This is a genomic window from Streptomyces sp. NPDC006512 (assembly GCF_040611935.1).
Lineage (GTDB): Bacteria > Actinomycetota > Actinomycetes > Streptomycetales > Streptomycetaceae > Streptomyces.
Genome location: NZ_JBEXPG010000001.1, coordinates 40,601 through 55,714 on the forward strand (window position 1 = coordinate 40,601; position 15,114 = coordinate 55,714).

Annotated in this window: 9 protein-coding genes; 3 read left to right on the forward strand and 6 right to left on the reverse strand. The window is 73.1% G+C overall.

What is annotated here, in order from left to right; translation table 11 throughout:
- Both ABZZ17_RS00190 and ABZZ17_RS00195 read right to left on the reverse strand, forming a co-directional pair.
- A complete protein-coding gene (locus ABZZ17_RS00190; RefSeq protein ID WP_356870285.1) occupies window positions 1-903 on the reverse strand; it encodes an acyl-CoA thioesterase II in 903 nt (300 codons plus the stop codon).
- Window positions 904-970: 67 nt separating this feature from the next.
- Complete coding sequence (locus ABZZ17_RS00195; RefSeq protein ID WP_356870287.1) at window positions 971-3,493, reverse strand: DUF3516 domain-containing protein; 2,523 nt, start codon at window positions 3,491-3,493, stop codon at window positions 971-973.
- 144 nt (window positions 3,494-3,637) lie between these two features.
- Between ABZZ17_RS00195 and ABZZ17_RS00200 the strand changes: the two genes are divergently transcribed.
- Both ABZZ17_RS00200 and ABZZ17_RS00205 read left to right on the forward strand, forming a co-directional pair.
- Complete coding sequence (locus tag ABZZ17_RS00200) at window positions 3,638-4,429, forward strand: metal-dependent hydrolase (RefSeq protein WP_356870289.1); 792 nt, start codon at window positions 3,638-3,640, stop codon at window positions 4,427-4,429.
- Between the two features lie 133 nt (window positions 4,430-4,562).
- Window positions 4,563-5,768 (forward strand): hypothetical protein, encoded by a 1,206-nt coding sequence (locus ABZZ17_RS00205; RefSeq protein WP_356870291.1) that lies wholly within the window; start codon window positions 4,563-4,565, stop codon window positions 5,766-5,768.
- 23 nt (window positions 5,769-5,791) lie between these two features.
- Here the strand turns inward: ABZZ17_RS00205 and ABZZ17_RS00210 are convergent, their stop codons facing one another.
- The 4 genes from ABZZ17_RS00210 to ABZZ17_RS00225 all read right to left on the reverse strand — a co-directional run bounded on the left by ABZZ17_RS00210 (window position 5,792) and on the right by ABZZ17_RS00225 (window position 13,101).
- Entirely contained in the window at window positions 5,792-7,573 is a 1,782-nt protein-coding gene (locus ABZZ17_RS00210) for an ABC transporter ATP-binding protein (protein ID WP_356870293.1), read from the reverse strand.
- A complete protein-coding gene (locus ABZZ17_RS00215; RefSeq protein WP_356870295.1) occupies window positions 7,570-9,456 on the reverse strand; it encodes an ABC transporter ATP-binding protein in 1,887 nt (628 codons plus the stop codon). The genes ABZZ17_RS00210 and ABZZ17_RS00215 overlap by 4 nt, the downstream gene beginning before the upstream one ends.
- A gap of 174 nt (window positions 9,457-9,630) precedes the next feature.
- On the reverse strand, window positions 9,631-12,567 hold the full coding sequence (locus tag ABZZ17_RS00220) for an FAD-binding and (Fe-S)-binding domain-containing protein (protein ID WP_356870297.1): 2,937 nt from the start codon (window positions 12,565-12,567) through the stop codon (window positions 9,631-9,633).
- A gap of 69 nt (window positions 12,568-12,636) precedes the next feature.
- Window positions 12,637-13,101 carry a MarR family transcriptional regulator gene (locus tag ABZZ17_RS00225; protein ID WP_356870299.1) on the reverse strand — a complete coding sequence of 155 codons (465 nt, stop codon included), beginning with the start codon at window positions 13,099-13,101 and terminating at the stop codon, window positions 12,637-12,639.
- Window positions 13,102-13,186: 85 nt separating this feature from the next.
- Here ABZZ17_RS00225 and ABZZ17_RS00230 point away from each other — a divergent pair, with 85 nt between their 5' ends.
- Entirely contained in the window at window positions 13,187-15,085 is a 1,899-nt protein-coding gene (locus ABZZ17_RS00230; RefSeq protein ID WP_356870301.1) for an ABC transporter ATP-binding protein, read from the forward strand.
- The last annotated feature ends 29 nt before the right edge of the window (window positions 15,086-15,114 follow it).

The window sequence follows — 15,114 nt, forward strand, 5'->3', positions numbered from 1 at the left end:
CTACTGCGGTGACACGGCCGGCTTGCCGGCGTCGGGTGCGTACGGGCGGAACAGGCCTTCCTGGACGACGGAGACCAGCAGCCTGCCCTCCACGTCGTAGATCCTGCCGCGGGCCAGACCCCGGCCGCCGTGGGCGATGGGCGACTCCTGGTCGTACAGGAACCACTCGTCCGCCCGGAAGGGCCGGTGGAACCACATGGCGTGGTCCAGGGAGGCCATGTCGAAACCGCGCATGCCCCACAGGGGTTCCACGGGGATGCGCACCGCGTCGAGGAGGGTCATGTCACTGGCGTAGGTGAGGGCGCAGGTGTGCACGAGCGGGTCGTCGCCCAGCGGGCCGACCGCCCGCATCCACACCGCGCTGCGCGGGTCGGCGTCCTTGAGCTCCTCCGGGGTCCAGCGGAGCCGGTCCACGTACCGGATGTCGAAGGGCTGCCGGCGGGCCATCCGCTCCAGCGCCTCGGGCAGCGCGCCCAGGTGCTCGCGGATCTCGTCCGCGACCTTCGGGAGGGTGTCCGGGTGCGGGAAGTCGAGGCGAGGGGGCAGCTGGTGCTCGATGCTGCCCTCCTCCGGATGATGGAAGGAAGCGGTCAGATTGAAGATGGTCTTGCCCTGCTGGACCGCGGTGACGCGACGCGTGGTGAACGAACGCCCGTCGCGCACCCGCTCCACCTGGTACACGATGGGCACGCCGGGGATGCCCGGGCGCAGGAAGTACGCGTGGAGCGAGTGGACCGGGCGGTCGCTCTCGGTGGTGCGGCCGGCCGCCACCAGCGCCTGCCCGGCCACCTGCCCGCCGAAGACGCGCTGGAGGGATTCCTGCGGGCTCGCGCCCCGGAAGATGTTGACCTCGATCTGCTCCAGGTCGAGCAGATCGACGAGTCTCTCGGCGGGGTTCGTCATCAGGGGTTCTCCACTGTCGGGTCCGTCGGGTCCGTCGGGTGCTGCGGGTACGTCGCGCGGGGCCGGGTCAGAGCTGGCCGAGCTCACCGACCGAGGTGACCCGGATGACGGCCCGGCCCTCCTCGTCGGACGCCGCGAGGTCGACCTCGGCGCTGATGCCCCAGCCATGGTCCCCGTTCGGGTCGGCGAAGGTCTGGCGGACGCGCCACAGACCGTGCGCCGGGTCCTCCTCGATCTGCAGGAGCTTGGGGCCGCGCGCGTCGGGGCCGGTACCCAGGTCGTCGTACTCGTCCCAGTACCCGTCCATGGCGTCGCCCCAGGCGTCGGCGTCCCAGCCGGACTCGGCGTCCAGCTCGCCCAGCACGTTGACGTGGTCCAGGGCCGCCAGTTCGACCCTGCGGAACATGGCGTTGCGGACCAGCACGCGGAAGGCGCGGGAGTTCGCCGTGACCGGCTTGACCTGATCGGCCTTCTCCTGGGCCTGCTCCGCCGTCTCCACCTCCGGGTTCGCCAGCTGCTCCCACTCGTCCAGCAGGCTGGAGTCGACCTGACGGACCAGCTCGCCCAGCCAGGCGATGAGGTCCTGGAGGTCCTCGGACTTCAGGTCGTCCGGGATGGTGTGGTCCAGCGCCTTGTACGCGCCGGCCAGGTAGCGCAGCACGATGCCCTCGGTGCGGGCCAGCTCGTAGTAGGACGTGAACTCGGTGAAGGTCATCGCCCGCTCGTACATGTCGCGGATGATCGACTTCGGGGAGACGGGGTGGTCCCGGACCCACGGGTGGCTCTTGCTGTACACGTCGTAGGCGTGGAGCAGCAGCTCTTCGAGGGGCTTGGGATAGGTGACCTCCTGGAGCCGCTCCATCCGCTCCTCGTACTCGATCCCGTCGGCCTTCATCGCGCCGACCGCCATGCCGCGTTCCTTGTTCTGCTGCGCGGCGAGGATCTGGCGCGGGTCGTCCAGGGTCGACTCCACGACCGAGACCATGTCCAGCGCGTAGGAGGGGGACTCCGGGTCCAGCAGGTCGAAGGAGGCCAGGGCGAAGGTCGACAGCGGCTGGTTCAGCGCGAAGTCCTGCTGGAGGTCGACCGTGAGCCGGATGGTGCGGCCCTCGGCGTCCGGGGTGTCGAGCTTCTCCACGACGCCGCCGTCGAGCAGCGAACGGTAGATCGCGATGGCCCGGCGGATGTGCCGCAGCTGAGCCTTGCGCGGCTCGTGGTTGTCCTCCAGCAGGTGGCGCATCGCCTTGAAGGCGTCGCCCGGCCGGGCGATGACCGACAGCAGCATGATGTTGGTGACCTTGAAACGCGAGGTCAGCGGCTCCGGGTCGGCGGCGATCAGCTTCTCGAAGGTGGTGTCCGACCAGGCCACGAAGCCCTCGGGGGCCTTCTTGCGGACCACCTTGCGGCGCTTCTTCGGGTCGTCGCCCGCCTTCGCCAGGGCCTTCTCGTTCTCGATGACGTGCTCGGGCGCCTGCGCGACCACGAACCCGGCCGTGTCGAAGCCGGCCCGGCCGGCGCGGCCGGCGATCTGGTGGAACTCACGGGCCCGCAGCGTGCGGACGCGGCTGCCGTCGTACTTGGTGAGCGCGGTGAACAGGACCGTGCGGATCGGGACGTTCACGCCCACGCCGAGGGTGTCGGTACCGCAGATGACCTTCAGCAGGCCGGCCTGCGCCAGCTTCTCGACCAGGCGCCGGTACTTGGGCAGCATGCCGGCGTGGTGGACGCCGATGCCGTGCCGGACGTAGCGGGAGAGGTTCTGACCGAACTTCGTGGTGAACCGGAAGTTGCCGATCAGCTCCGCGATCTTGTCCTTCTCCTCGCGGGTGCACATGTTGATGCTCATGAGCGACTGCGCCCGCTCGACCGCCTGGGCCTGGGTGAAGTGCACGATGTACACCGGGGACTGTCGGGTCTCCAGCAGCTCGGTGATGGTGTCGGTGATCGGCGTCGTCACGTACTCGTACGACAGCGGGACGGGCCGGGTCGCCGAGCGGACCACCGAGGTGGGACGGCCGGTGCGCCGGGTCAGGTCCTCCTCGAAGCGCTTGACGTCGCCGAGCGTGGCCGACATCAGGACGAACTGCGCCTGCGGCAGCTCCAGCAGCGGGATCTGCCAGGCCCAGCCGCGGTCCGGCTCCGCATAGAAGTGGAACTCGTCCATGACGACCTGGCCGATGTCGGCGTACTTGCCGTCGCGCAGGGCGATGGAGGCGAGGACCTCGGCGGTGCAGCAGATCACCGGGGCGTCGGCGTTCACGGAGGCGTCACCGGTCAGCATGCCGACGTTCTCGGTGCCGAACAGCTTGCACAGGTCGAAGAACTTCTCCGACACCAGCGCCTTGATCGGAGCGGTGTAGAAGGTGACCTTGTCCTGGGCCAGCGCCGTGAAGTGGGCGCCCGCCGCGACGAGGCTCTTGCCGGAGCCGGTCGGGGTGGAAAGGACCACGTTCGCCCCGGAGACGACCTCGATCAGTGCCTCCTCCTGCGCCGGGTACAGGGTGATGCCCTGGCCCTCCGCCCACGAGGAGAAAGCCTCGAAGAGGGCGTCGGGGTCGGCGTTCGGCGGGAGCTGATCAATGAGGGTCACACCCCCCATCTTGCCTGGCTTCACCCCGGATGAGGGAACCGGCAGACGGGAGGAAGATCACCGACGGTACGCTGAGCCGTCCGGGCGGCCCGATCGATTCCCTCAACAGGGCCCCATCACCACGGCACTGGGGCGGGAACGAGCATGATGGGTCCGGCGCACTCACTGTCGGGGGCAGCGGCCTGGCTGGGGGTGGGCGCCGCCGCGGCGGCCGCCGGGCACCCGATGCCGTGGCCCGTCCTCGTCGTCGGCGCGCTCATCTGCGCGGGCGCCGCCCTCGCCCCCGACCTCGACCACAAGTCGGCGACGATCTCCCGCGCCTTCGGCCCGCTGTCCCGGGGCCTGTGCGAGGTCGTCGACAAGATCTCCTACGCCGTCTACAAGGCGACCCGCTCACCCCGCGACGCCCGCCGCACCGGCGGCCACCGCACCCTGACCCACACCTGGCTCTGGGCCGTCCTCATCGGCGGGGGCTCCTCCGCCCTCGCGGTCACCGCCGACCGCTGGGGCGTCCTCGCGCTGCTCTTCGTCCACCTCGTGCTCGCCGTCGAAGGCCTGCTGTGGCGGGCGGCCCGGATGTCCAGCGACGTCCTGGTCTGGCTGCTCGGGGCGACCAGCGCCTGGATCCTGGCCGGGGTCCTCGACCAGCCGGGCAACGGCGCGGGCTGGCTGTTCACCGCGCCGGGCCAGGAGTACCTGTGGCTGGGCCTGCCCATCCTGCTCGGCGCCCTGGTCCACGACATCGGCGACGCCCTGACCGTCTCGGGCTGCCCGATCCTGTGGCCCATTCCGATCGCCGGGAAGCGCTGGTACCCGATCGGCCCGCCCAAGATGATGCGCTTCCGCGCGGGCAGCTGGGTGGAGCTGAAGGTCCTCATGCCCGCGTTCATGCTGCTCGGCGGAGTGGGCGGCGCCTCCGCCCTCGGCTTCTTCTGAGCGCCCCGGGCCCTGCGCGTCCCGGGCTCTCCGGGGAGTTCCCGGGCCGTCTGTTCACAGCCGACCCGGACGGACATCATGTGTGCCGACGAGCCGTCGGAGCCGTCGGCCCGCATGACGTCCGGGGGGACCCATGGGCAACACCAGCAGAGCCGTCGGCGCGGGCGTGGCGGCGGCGGTCCTCGCCTCGCTCGCGCTCGCCGCACCGGTACGCGCGGACTCGGGGGACACCGCCGCGGCGCCGGACACCGGGGCCGCCTGCGCACCGGCGCTGCGCGTCCTGAAGTCGCTGCCGGGGCCCGACGGCGGCAATCCGTGGCTGCACACCGACCAGGTGAACGGCATCGGCCCGCTCGGCCTGTCCGTCGGGGTGTCCCACGACAGGCCCGCCTACTGGCTCGGCACCGCCGTGCACGCCGTGCCGCTGCCGGCGGGAGCCGCCGGGGGCAGCGTGGAGGCCGTCAACCGCCTCGGACTCATGGTCGGCACGCTCACCGGACCCGGTGGCCGCAAGGCCTTCAGCTACCGGCCCGGCGCGAAGGCGGTCACGCTGCTGCCCGGCGGCCAGTACGCCACCGCCGTCAACGACCGGGGCCACGTCGTCGGCCGCCGCCACGACGCCTCGACCGGCGCGAGCACCGGCCTCGAATGGTCCGGCCCGGCCCTGCGCAGGGAACTGCCCGTCCCGCCCGGCTTCCGGCTCGACGAGGTCACCGGGATCAACAACGCCGGGCAGATCACCGGACACGGCTCGGGCCCCACCGGCGACGACGACGAGCCCTACGACATGAACCCGGGCCTGCTCTGGTCCGCCGACACCACGGCCGCCCCCACCCTGCTCCAGCCGGTCGGCGGCAACTACGAGTACTACAGGCCGCAGGCCATCGACGAGAGCGGCCGGATCGTCGGCCACCACTGGTACACCCGGGCCATGCAGGAGACCCCGCTCCTGTGGACGGCCCCGTACACGGAGCCCTCCTACGTGCCCCCGCCGGCCGGGAGCACCAGCGGCACCTTCGAGGACATCAGCCCCCGCACCGGGGTCTCGGTCGGCGCCGCCACCACCTACGACCCGCCCGAGGACACCGTCGTCCGGGCCCAGTACCGGTCCGGCGGCGGCCCGATGCGCGTCCTCCCCGGACTCACGCCCACCGGCTACTCCGCCGCCTACGCCGTCGGGGACGACGACCGCGTCGGCGGGGTCGCGCTGGACGCCGCGCACGTGGCGCACCCGGTCGTGTGGACCTGCGCGGGCCGTCAGGCGTACGAGCCCGTCGCGCCGGCCCGCCGGCCCGGCGGCAGCCCCGTAGGCCCCGCCGGCCCGGCGAAGGCCCCGTAGACCCCGCCGGGCCGGCGGCCCGGTCAGCCGTGCCAGGAGCGCCACAGAGCCGCGTACGCCCCGTCGGCCGCCACCAGCTCGTCGTGCGAGCCGAGCTCGCTGATCCGGCCCGCCTCGACCACCGCGATCACGTCCGCGTCGTGCGCGGTGTGCAGGCGGTGGGCGATCGCGATGACCGTACGGCCGTCCAGCACCCGGGCCAGCGAACGCTCCAGGTGCCGGGCGGCCCGCGGGTCCAGCAGCGAGGTCGCCTCGTCCAGCACCAGCGTGTGCGGGTCGGCCAGCACCAGCCGGGCCAGCGCCACCTGCTGCGCCTGCGCCGGGGTCAGTGCGCTGCCGCCCGAGCCGACGTCGGTGTCCAGCCCGGACTCCAGGGCCCGCGCCCAGCCCTCCGCGTCCACCGCGCCCAGCGCCGCCCACAGTTCGGCGTCCCCGGCGTCCGTACGGGCGAGGCGCAGGTTGTCCCGCAGGGACCCCACGAACACGTGGTGCTCCTGGTTGACCAGGGCCACGTGCTCGCGGACCCGCTCCGCCGGCATCCCCGACAGCCGCGCACCACCCAGGGTCACCTCGCCCGTCCGCGGGGCGTAGATGCCCGCCAGCAGCCGGCCCAGCGTGGACTTGCCCGCGCCCGAGGGGCCGACCAGCGCCATCCGGGTGCCCGGCGGCACGGCCATCGACACCTCGTGCAGGACGTCGACGCCCTCCCGGTAACCGAAGCGGACCTCGTCGGCCCGCACCTCGCGTCCCTCCGGGGAGAGCGCGCCGTCGCCGGCCGCCGGTTCGATCTCGTGGACGCCGACCAACCGGGCCAGCGACACCTGGGCGATCTGCAGTTCGTCGTACCAGCGCAGGATCAGGCCGATCGGATCGACCATCATCTGCGCCAGCAGGGCGCCCGTGGTCAGCTGTCCCACCGACATCCAGCCCTGGAGGACGCAGTAGCCGCCGATCATCAGCACCGAACCCAGGATCGTCACGTAGGTGACGTTGATGACGGGGAAGAGGACCGTCCGCAGGTACAGCGTGTACCGCTCCCACGCCGTCCATTCCTTGATCCGCTGCTCCGACAGGGCGATCCGGCGCCGCCCCAGGCGGTGCGCCTCGACGGTGCGGCCCGCGTCCACCGTCTCGGTGAGCACCGCCGCGACCGCCGCGTACCCGGCCGCCTCCGAGCGGTACGCCGACGGAGCCCGCCGGAAGTACCAGCGGCAGCCGATCACCAGCACCGGCAGCGCCACCAGCGCGGCCAGGGCCAGCGGCGGCGCGGTCACCGCGAGCGCGCCGAAGAGCAGCCCGGCCCACACCACGCCGATGGCGAGCTGGGGCACGGCCTCGCGCATCGCGTTGGCCAGCCGGTCGATGTCGGTGGTGATGCGGGACAGCAGGTCACCGGTGCCGGCCCGCTCCAGGACGCCCGGCGGCAGGCCGACCGAGCGCACCAGGAAGTCCTCGCGCAGGTCGGCCAGCATCTCCTCGCCGAGCATCGCCCCGCGCAGCCGAACCAGCCGCACGAAGCAGGTCTGGACGACCAGGGCCAGCGCGAACAGCAGTGCCACGCGCCCCAGATGGAGTTCGCGCGCCCCCTCCGCGAGGTCGTCCACGACCCGGCCCAGCAGGTACGGGCCGGTCATGGAGGCGACCACGGCGACCGCGTTGACCGTCACCAGGACCACGAAGGCCCGCCGGTGGCGGAGGAACAGGCCGCGCACGTAGCCCCGTACGGTCTCCGACGAGCCCACGGGCAGCGTCGCGGCCGTCTCGGGGGCCGCCGGATCGTATTCCGGTGGCGCCACGCCGATCATGCGGATCCCTCGATCTCTGTGAGTGCTTCTTCCAGCCGGACCAGTGCGGCGCCGGTCCGGTCGGTCCCGCCGGTCCCGTCCGTCCCGCCGGTCCTGTCGGGCCCGTCGGGTTCGCGGGTGACGACCGCGCGGTAGCGCGGATCGTCGCGCAGCAGCTCGCGGTGCGTGCCGGCCTTGAGGGCCCGGCCCTCGTGGACGAGGACGACCCGGTCGGCCCGGTCCAGGAGCAGCGGCGAGGACGCCAGCACCACCGTGGTCCGCCCCTTGCGCAGGGCCGTGATCCCGTCGGCGATGCGTGCCTCGGTGTGCGAGTCGACGGCCGAGGTCGGTTCGTCGAGCACCAGTACCTCCGGGTCGGTGACCAGCGACCTGGCCAGCGCGAGGCGCTGGCGCTGCCCGCCGGACAGGGACCGGCCGCGTTCGGTGATCCGGGCGTCCATCGGATCGGTGACCCCGTCGGGCGCCGACTGGAGCAGGGCGTCCAGCACGTCAGCGCACTGCGCCGCGGCCAGTGCCGCCGCGGGCTCCACCGCACCGGAGGCCGGTACGTCGAAGAGCTCGCGCAGCGTCCCGGACAGCAGCACCGGGTCCTTGTCCTGTACGAGGACCAGCGTGCGCGCCGTGTCCAGCGCGAGCTCGTCCAGCGCCACCCCGCCGAGCAGCACCGAGGGCCCCTCGGCCGCGGTGTCGCCGGCCGGTACGGGCTGCCCGCCGAGGCGCTCCGCGAGCCGGCCCGCCACGTCCGGATCCCCGCACACGACGGCCGTGAACCGCCCGGCCGGAGCCAGCAGCCCGGTCTCGGGGTCGTACAGGTCCCCGCCCGGCGCGGGCGCGTCCGGCACGGCGGCGTCCGGGCCGGTGCCGGCGTCGGCGTCGGCGTCGGCGTCGGTACGGGTCAGCGACAGCACCCGGGCGGCGCGCTGGGCGGAGGGACGCGAGAAGGAGTAGGCCATGGCGATCTCCTCCACGTTCCTGAGCGGGTAGAGCATCAGGGACACGGCGCTGAACACGGCGACGAGTTCGCCGACGTCCAGCCGGCCGTCCAGCACGAGCGAGGAGCCGTACCAGACGACCGAGATGAGCAGCAGGCCCGGCAGGAACACCTGGATGGCCGAGATCAGCGCCCACATCCGGGCACTGCGCACGGCGGCGGCCCGGACCTGCTGGGAGGCCTCGCGGTAGCGGCCGAGGAACAGCTCCTCGCCGCCGATGCCCCGCAGCACCCGCAGCCCCGCGACGGTGTCGGAGGCGAGCTCGGTGGCCTTGCCGGCCTTCTCGCGCTGGAAGTCGGCGCGCCGGGTGGCCCGGGGGAGGAGCGGCAGGGCGGCGAGCGCCAGCACCGGCATGCCCACGGCCACGACGACGCCGAGGGTCGGGGCGTAGAAGACCAGGCCCACGCAGACGATCACGATCGCGAGGACGGCCGCCAGGAAGCGGGAGACGGCCTCCACGAACCAGCCGATCTTCTCCACGTCACCCGTGGAGACGGCGACGACCTCACCGGCGGCGACCCGCCGGGTCAGGGCCGCGCCAAGGTCGGCCGTCTTGCGGGCCAGCAGCTGCTGCACCCGGGCGGCGGCCGTGATCCAGTTGGTGACGGCCGTGCGGTGCAGCATCGCATCGCCGACGGAGATGGCGATGCCGAGGAGCACGATCGCCGCCCCGACGAGCAGGAGCCGCCGGCCGTCGCCGTCGACGACGGCTTCGACGCCGAACCCGACCGCGAAGGGCAGGCCGGCGATGCCGCAGTGGTGCAGCAGTCCCCAGCCCAGGCTCTTGGCCTGTCCGCCGAGTTGTCCCCTCCCCAGCCACAGGAGGAAACGGGGGCCGGAGCGGGCGTCGGGTACCCCGGGGTCCGGATACGGAAGATCGCTGATCTGCATGACGCCCCATGACTGGTCGAGTAGTCCAAACCACGCAAGGTTCGCCTTCCGGACCCGGCCCGGGCAATCGATTTTCCGGCCCGGGCCGGGGTCCGGCCGGGGTCCCTGCCGCTCCGGGGCGCGCGCTCCGGAGCGCGCGGACGGCGTACGGGAAGGGTGTGGATCCGGAGGACCTCAGGGCCGGGTGGCCCGTTCCAGGGCGAGGAGCACCGAGTGGTAGCCGCGCCCGGTGGCCCGGTCCATGCCCACCTCGCACATCCGGTTCGCCGACAGGTGCGCGTCGAACCGCCGCGCCGTCACCTCCCGCGCCTCCGGGGCCGTCGCCGACGCCGTCAGCTCCGGGTGGAGCATGCCCCGGTCACCGGCGAAGGCGCAGCAGCCCGCGTCGTCCGGGACGACCACCTCCTCGGCGCAGGCCTCGGCCACCGTCCGCAGCTGCGCCTCGTCGTCCAGGTGCCGCATGGAGCAGGTGGGGTGCAGGACGGCCGATCCCACGGTGCGCAGCACCTCCAGACGCGGCAGCAGTTCCTCGGCCGCCCAGACGACCGAGTCGACGATCCGCAGCCCGGCGTGGAGCGCGCGGTTGTCGTCGGTCAGGTACGGGACGACCTCGCGGGCGAGGCCCAGGGTGCAGGAGGAGGCGTCGACCACCAGCGGGAGCCGGCCCCCGGCCGTCCAGCCCCAGGCGGCCTCGACGGTCCGGTTGGCCATGATCCGGTTGCCGTCCGCGTAGCCCTTGGAGTGCCAGATCGTCGCGCAGCAGGTGCCCGCGACGTCCTCCGGGATCCACACGGGCATCCCGGCCCGCTCCGACACGGCCACCACCGCCTCCGGGAGGGAGGGCCCGGGATGCCCGTCGGGGTTGCCGAAGATCCGGTTGACGCAGGCGGGGTAGTAGACGGCGGCGGCGCCGGCCCGCCGGGTGGGCGGCAGCCGGCGGGCGGCGGCTCCCGGGATCTGCGGCAGCCACGCGGGCACCAGGTCCGGACGGACGGCCTTGCGCGCGAGCGCCGTCGCGGCCCCCAGCAGCCGGTCCGCGACCGCGTCGGGAACCGCGCCGGCGGCGGCCACGGCCAGCCGGGCGGCGGCCTCCACGGTGCGGAACCGCCGGGCGGCCAGGGCCGCGGCCCGCTCCTCGCGCGGGCCGTGCCGGCGGTGGCGGAAGTCCCGCATCAGCGCCCCGGTGTCGATGCCGACGGGGCAGGCGAGCTTGCAGGTGGAGTCACCGGCGCAGGTGTCGACGGCGTCGTAGCCGTAGGAGCCGAGCAGTTCGTCGAGCACGCGGGAACCGGGCTGCTGCCGCGTCATCTCGCGGCGCAGCGCGATCCGCTGGCGCGGGGTGGTCGTCAGGTCCTCGCTGGGGCAGGTGGGTTCGCAGAACCCGCACTCGATGCAGGGGTCGGCGACCGCCTCCACCCGCGGGATCGTCTTCAGGCCGCGCAGGTGGGCCCGCGGATCCCGGTCGAGGAGGACGCGCGGGGCGAGGATCCCGTCGGGGTCGACGATGCGCTTGGTGCGCCACATCAGCGCGGTGGCCTCGGGGCCCCACTCCAGCTCCAGGAAGGGGGCCATGTTGCGGCCGGTGGAGTGCTCGGCCTTCAGGGAGCCGTCGAACCGCTCCACGGTCAGCCGGCAGAAGGCGTCCATGAACGCCGCGTACCGGGCGACGTCCTCGGGCTTCGCGGCGTCGAAGGCGAGCAGGAAGTGCAGGTTGCCGTGGGCCGCGTGACCGGCGACGGCCGCGTCGAACCCGTGCTCCTCCTGGAGCGCGAGGAGTGCCTCGCAGGCTTCGGCCAGCCGCGCCGGGGGCACGGCGAAGTCCTCGGTGATCAGGGTGGTTCCGGGCGGCCGGGCGCCGCCCACGGCGGTGACGAAGGCCTTGCGGGCCTTCCAGTAGCCGGAGATCGTCCCCGGGTCGCGGGTGAAGGCGTTGGTCACGGAGGCGACGGGCGCGACGAGCTCCAGGGCGGGCAGCACCGCGGCCGCGCGGCGTTCGCACTCCGCGCGGCCCGCCGCGTCCGGAGCCCGGAACTCGACGAGCAGGGCGGCCGTGTCCTTGGGGAGGTCCGCCCAGTCGGCGGGCACGCCCGCGACGCTGACGGAGGCGCGCAGCGTGTTGCCGTCCATCAGCTCGACGGCGAGCGCGCCGGCCTCGTTGAACAGCGGGACGGCGGCCGCCGCGGCGGGCAGCGAGGGGAAGAAGAGCAGGGCGCTCGTGAGCTCGCGGTCGAGCGGGACGGTGTCGAAGACGACCTCGGAGATGAAGCCGAGCGTGCCCTCGGAGCCGACCATCAGGCCGCGCAGGATCTCCACGGGCGTGGTGCCGTCGAGGTAGGCGTCCAGCCGGTAGCCGGTGGTGTTCTTGATCTCGTACTTGGCGCGGATCCGGGCGGTGAGCACCGGATCGGCCTCGATCTCCGCCTTGACCGCCATCAGGGCGCGGCACAGGGCCGGTTCGGCGCGGGCGAGCTCCTCGTCCGCGAGCGGGTCGGCGGTGTCCACGACGGTGCCGGTCGGCAGGACGAGGGTGAGGGAGGAGACGGTCCGGTACGAGTTCCTCGTGGTCCCCGCCGTCATGCCGGAGGCGTTGTTCGCCACGACTCCGCCGACGGTGCAGGCGATGGCGCTGGCCGGGTCGGGCCCCAGGATCCGGCCGTGCCGGGCGAGGGCGGCGTTGGCCCGCAGCACGGTCGTGCCCGGCCGGACGCGGGCGCGGCGGCCGCCGTCGAGGACCTCGACGCCCGTCCAGTGGCGGCGTACGTCGACCAGGATGTCCTCGCCCTGGGCCTGCCCGTTGAGGGAGGTCCCCGCGGCGCGGAAGACCACGTCGCGCTGCCTGCCGTGGGCGTACGACAGGACGGCGGAGACGTCGTCGACGTCCTCGGCGACCACCACGACCTGCGGTACGAACCGGTACGGCGAGGCGTCCGTGGAGTAGCGGACCAGGTCGGAGACCTTCCACAGCACCTTCTCGGCGCCGAGCAGTTCGGTCAGCTCCGTGCGCAGGGCGTGGGGGGTGCCGGCGGCCAGCCGGTCCGGCACCCGGTCGGGGGCGGGGACCCCGGGGCCGCGCGGGCGCAGCGCGCCGGGGTCCGGTTCCAGCAGCGGCATGGGCGATCCCCGATCCGTCCCGGCGGTGCCCGGCCGGCACCGCTCCCGGTGACGGCGCCGGAGCGCGGATCAGCAGGGGCGCTCCGCCGCCGGTACGTCCGTCAGCGTGTTCAGCAGGCCGCCGAGCACCTCGCGCTGTCCGGCGGTCAACGGAGCCAGGATCTCCTCTGCCGCGTCGGTTCGCGCGCTGCGCAGACGGCGCAGCGTGGCGCGGCCGGTTTCGGTGAGCTCGATCCGGATGACGCGCCGGTTCGCCGGGTCGGGTGCCCGGCGGACGCAGTCGGCGGCCTCCAGGCCGTCCACCAGGGTCGTCACGGCCCGCGGCACTACCTCCAGACGCGCGGCGAGATCGGCCATCCGGGGCGGCCGGTCGCCGCCGTGGTGCGCGACGAGCCGCAGCAGCCGGCCCTGCGCCGGGGTGATCCCGAGCGGCTCCATGTGGCGCTTCTGTATGCGGTGGAGCCGCCGCGTCAGACGCAGCAGCTGCTCGGCGAGGACGCCGTCTGAGGTGTCGCTCTCGGACCCGGTGCTCATACTGGGAACAGTACCAGGACCCGATTCATTGTGAGCATAGGTAACAATGAGCTAAGCTCATCGGAGTCTCGCCAGAAGGAGGCCCATGCGCCCCGAAGAACCGAAGTGGACACCATCGAACGAAGCCCTCGACCCCTCCCTGCCCGGCCCCGCGGAGCGCCCGCGCGAGCTGCGCCGGATCGTGGGGCTCTTCCGGCCCTACCGCGCCCGGCTCGCCGTCGTGGGCGCGCTGGTCGCCGCCTCCTCGCTGGTCGGCGTCGCCTCGCCGTTCCTGCTCAAGGAGATCCTGGACGTCGCGATACCCGAGGGCCGCACCGGCCTGCTGAGCCTGCTCGCCCTGGGCATGATCCTCACCGCCGTGGTCACCAGCGTGTTCGGCGTGATCCAGACGTACATGTCCACCACCGTCGGCCAGCGCGTGATGCACGACCTGCGCACCGCCGTCTACGCCCAGCTCCAGCGGATGCCGCTGGCCTTCTTCACCCGCACCCGCACCGGCGAGGTGCAGTCGCGCATCGCCAACGACATCGGCGGCATGCAGGCGACCGTCACCTCGACGGCCACCTCCCTGGTGTCGAACCTGACCGCCGTGATCGCCTCCGTCGTCGCGATGCTCGCCCTCGACTGGCGGCTCACCGTGGTTTCCCTGCTCCTGCTGCCCGTCTTCGTGTGGATCAGCCGCCGGGTCGGCCACGAGCGCAAGCGGATCACCACGCAGCGGCAGAAGCAGATGGCCGCGATGGCGGCCACGGTCACCGAGTCCCTCTCGGTCAGCGGGATCCTGCTCGGCCGCACCATGGGCCGCTCGGAGTCCCTCACCGCGGCCTTCTCCGACGAGTCCGAGAAGCTGGTCGGGCTCGAAGTGCGCTCCAGCATGGCCGGGCGCTGGCGGATGTCCACCATCGGCATCGTCATGGCCGCGATGCCCGCGCTCATCTACTGGGCGGCCGGCATCGCGCTCCAGACGGGCGCCCCCTCGCTCTCCGTCGGCACCCTCGTCGCCTTCGTCACCCTCCAGCAGGGCCTGTTCCGGCCCGCCGTGAGCCTGCTGTCGACCGGTGTGCAGATCCAGACCTCCCTCGCCCTGTTCGCCCGGATCTTCGAGTACCTCGACCTGCCGGTGGACATCACCGAGAAGGCCGAGCCGGTCCGGCTGGAGCGGGCGAAGGGCGAGATCCGGCTGGAGGACGTGCACTTCGCGTACGAGGCCAAGAACGGCCCCACGCTCACGGGCATAGACATCACGGTTCCGGCGGGCGGCTCCCTCGCCGTGGTCGGCCCGACCGGGTCCGGCAAGAGCACCCTGAGCTACCTGGTGCCGAGGCTGTACGACGTGACCGGAGGGCGGGTCGCCCTCGACGGGGTGGACGTGCGCGACCTCGACTTCGACTCCCTCGCCCGTTCCATCGGCGTGGTCTCGCAGGAGACGTACCTCTTCCACGCCTCGGTCGCAGACAACCTGCGCTTCGCCAAACCGGACGCCACCGAGGAGGAGATCGTCGAGGCCGCCCGCGCGGCCCAGATCCACGACCACATCCAGTCCCTGCCCGACGGCTACGACACCCTGGTCGGCGAGCGCGGCTACCGGTTCTCCGGAGGCGAGAAGCAGCGCCTGGCCATAGCCCGCACCATCCTGCGCGATCCGCCGGTGCTCATCCTCGACGAGGCCACCAGCGCCCTCGACACCCGTACGGAGCACGCGGTGCAGCGGGCCATCGACGACCTGTCCCGCGGCCGCACCACCATCACCATCGCGCACCGCCTCTCCACCGTCAGGGACGCCGACCAGATCGTGGTGCTGGACGGGGGCCGCATCGCCGAGCGCGGGACGCACGAGGAACTGCTCGGGGCCGGGGGCCGCTACGCCGCGCTGGTCCGGCGCGACCGGGACGCCGCGCTGACGCCCGGAGCGGTCCGCACGGCGGCCGGGGACGCCGGACGGGGCTCCGCCGAAGAGCCCGTACCGACTCCGGTGAACGTGTGATCATCTGACCGGCACAGGGTGCGATGCCG

Coding starts and splice junctions, on each gene's coding strand:
- ABZZ17_RS00190 (WP_356870285.1), bottom strand. CDS start 903: ATGACGAACCCCGCCGAGAGACTCGTCGATCTGCTCGACCTGGAGCAG.
- ABZZ17_RS00200 (WP_356870289.1), top strand. CDS start 3,638: ATGATGGGTCCGGCGCACTCACTGTCGGGGGCAGCGGCCTGGCTGGGG.
- ABZZ17_RS00205 (WP_356870291.1), top strand. CDS start 4,563: ATGGGCAACACCAGCAGAGCCGTCGGCGCGGGCGTGGCGGCGGCGGTC.
- ABZZ17_RS00210 (WP_356870293.1), bottom strand. CDS start 7,573: ATGATCGGCGTGGCGCCACCGGAATACGATCCGGCGGCCCCCGAGACG.
- ABZZ17_RS00215 (WP_356870295.1), bottom strand. CDS start 9,456: ATGCAGATCAGCGATCTTCCGTATCCGGACCCCGGGGTACCCGACGCC.
- ABZZ17_RS00220 (WP_356870297.1), bottom strand. CDS start 12,567: ATGCCGCTGCTGGAACCGGACCCCGGCGCGCTGCGCCCGCGCGGCCCC.
- ABZZ17_RS00225 (WP_356870299.1), bottom strand. CDS start 13,101: ATGAGCACCGGGTCCGAGAGCGACACCTCAGACGGCGTCCTCGCCGAG.
- ABZZ17_RS00230 (WP_356870301.1), top strand. CDS start 13,187: ATGCGCCCCGAAGAACCGAAGTGGACACCATCGAACGAAGCCCTCGAC.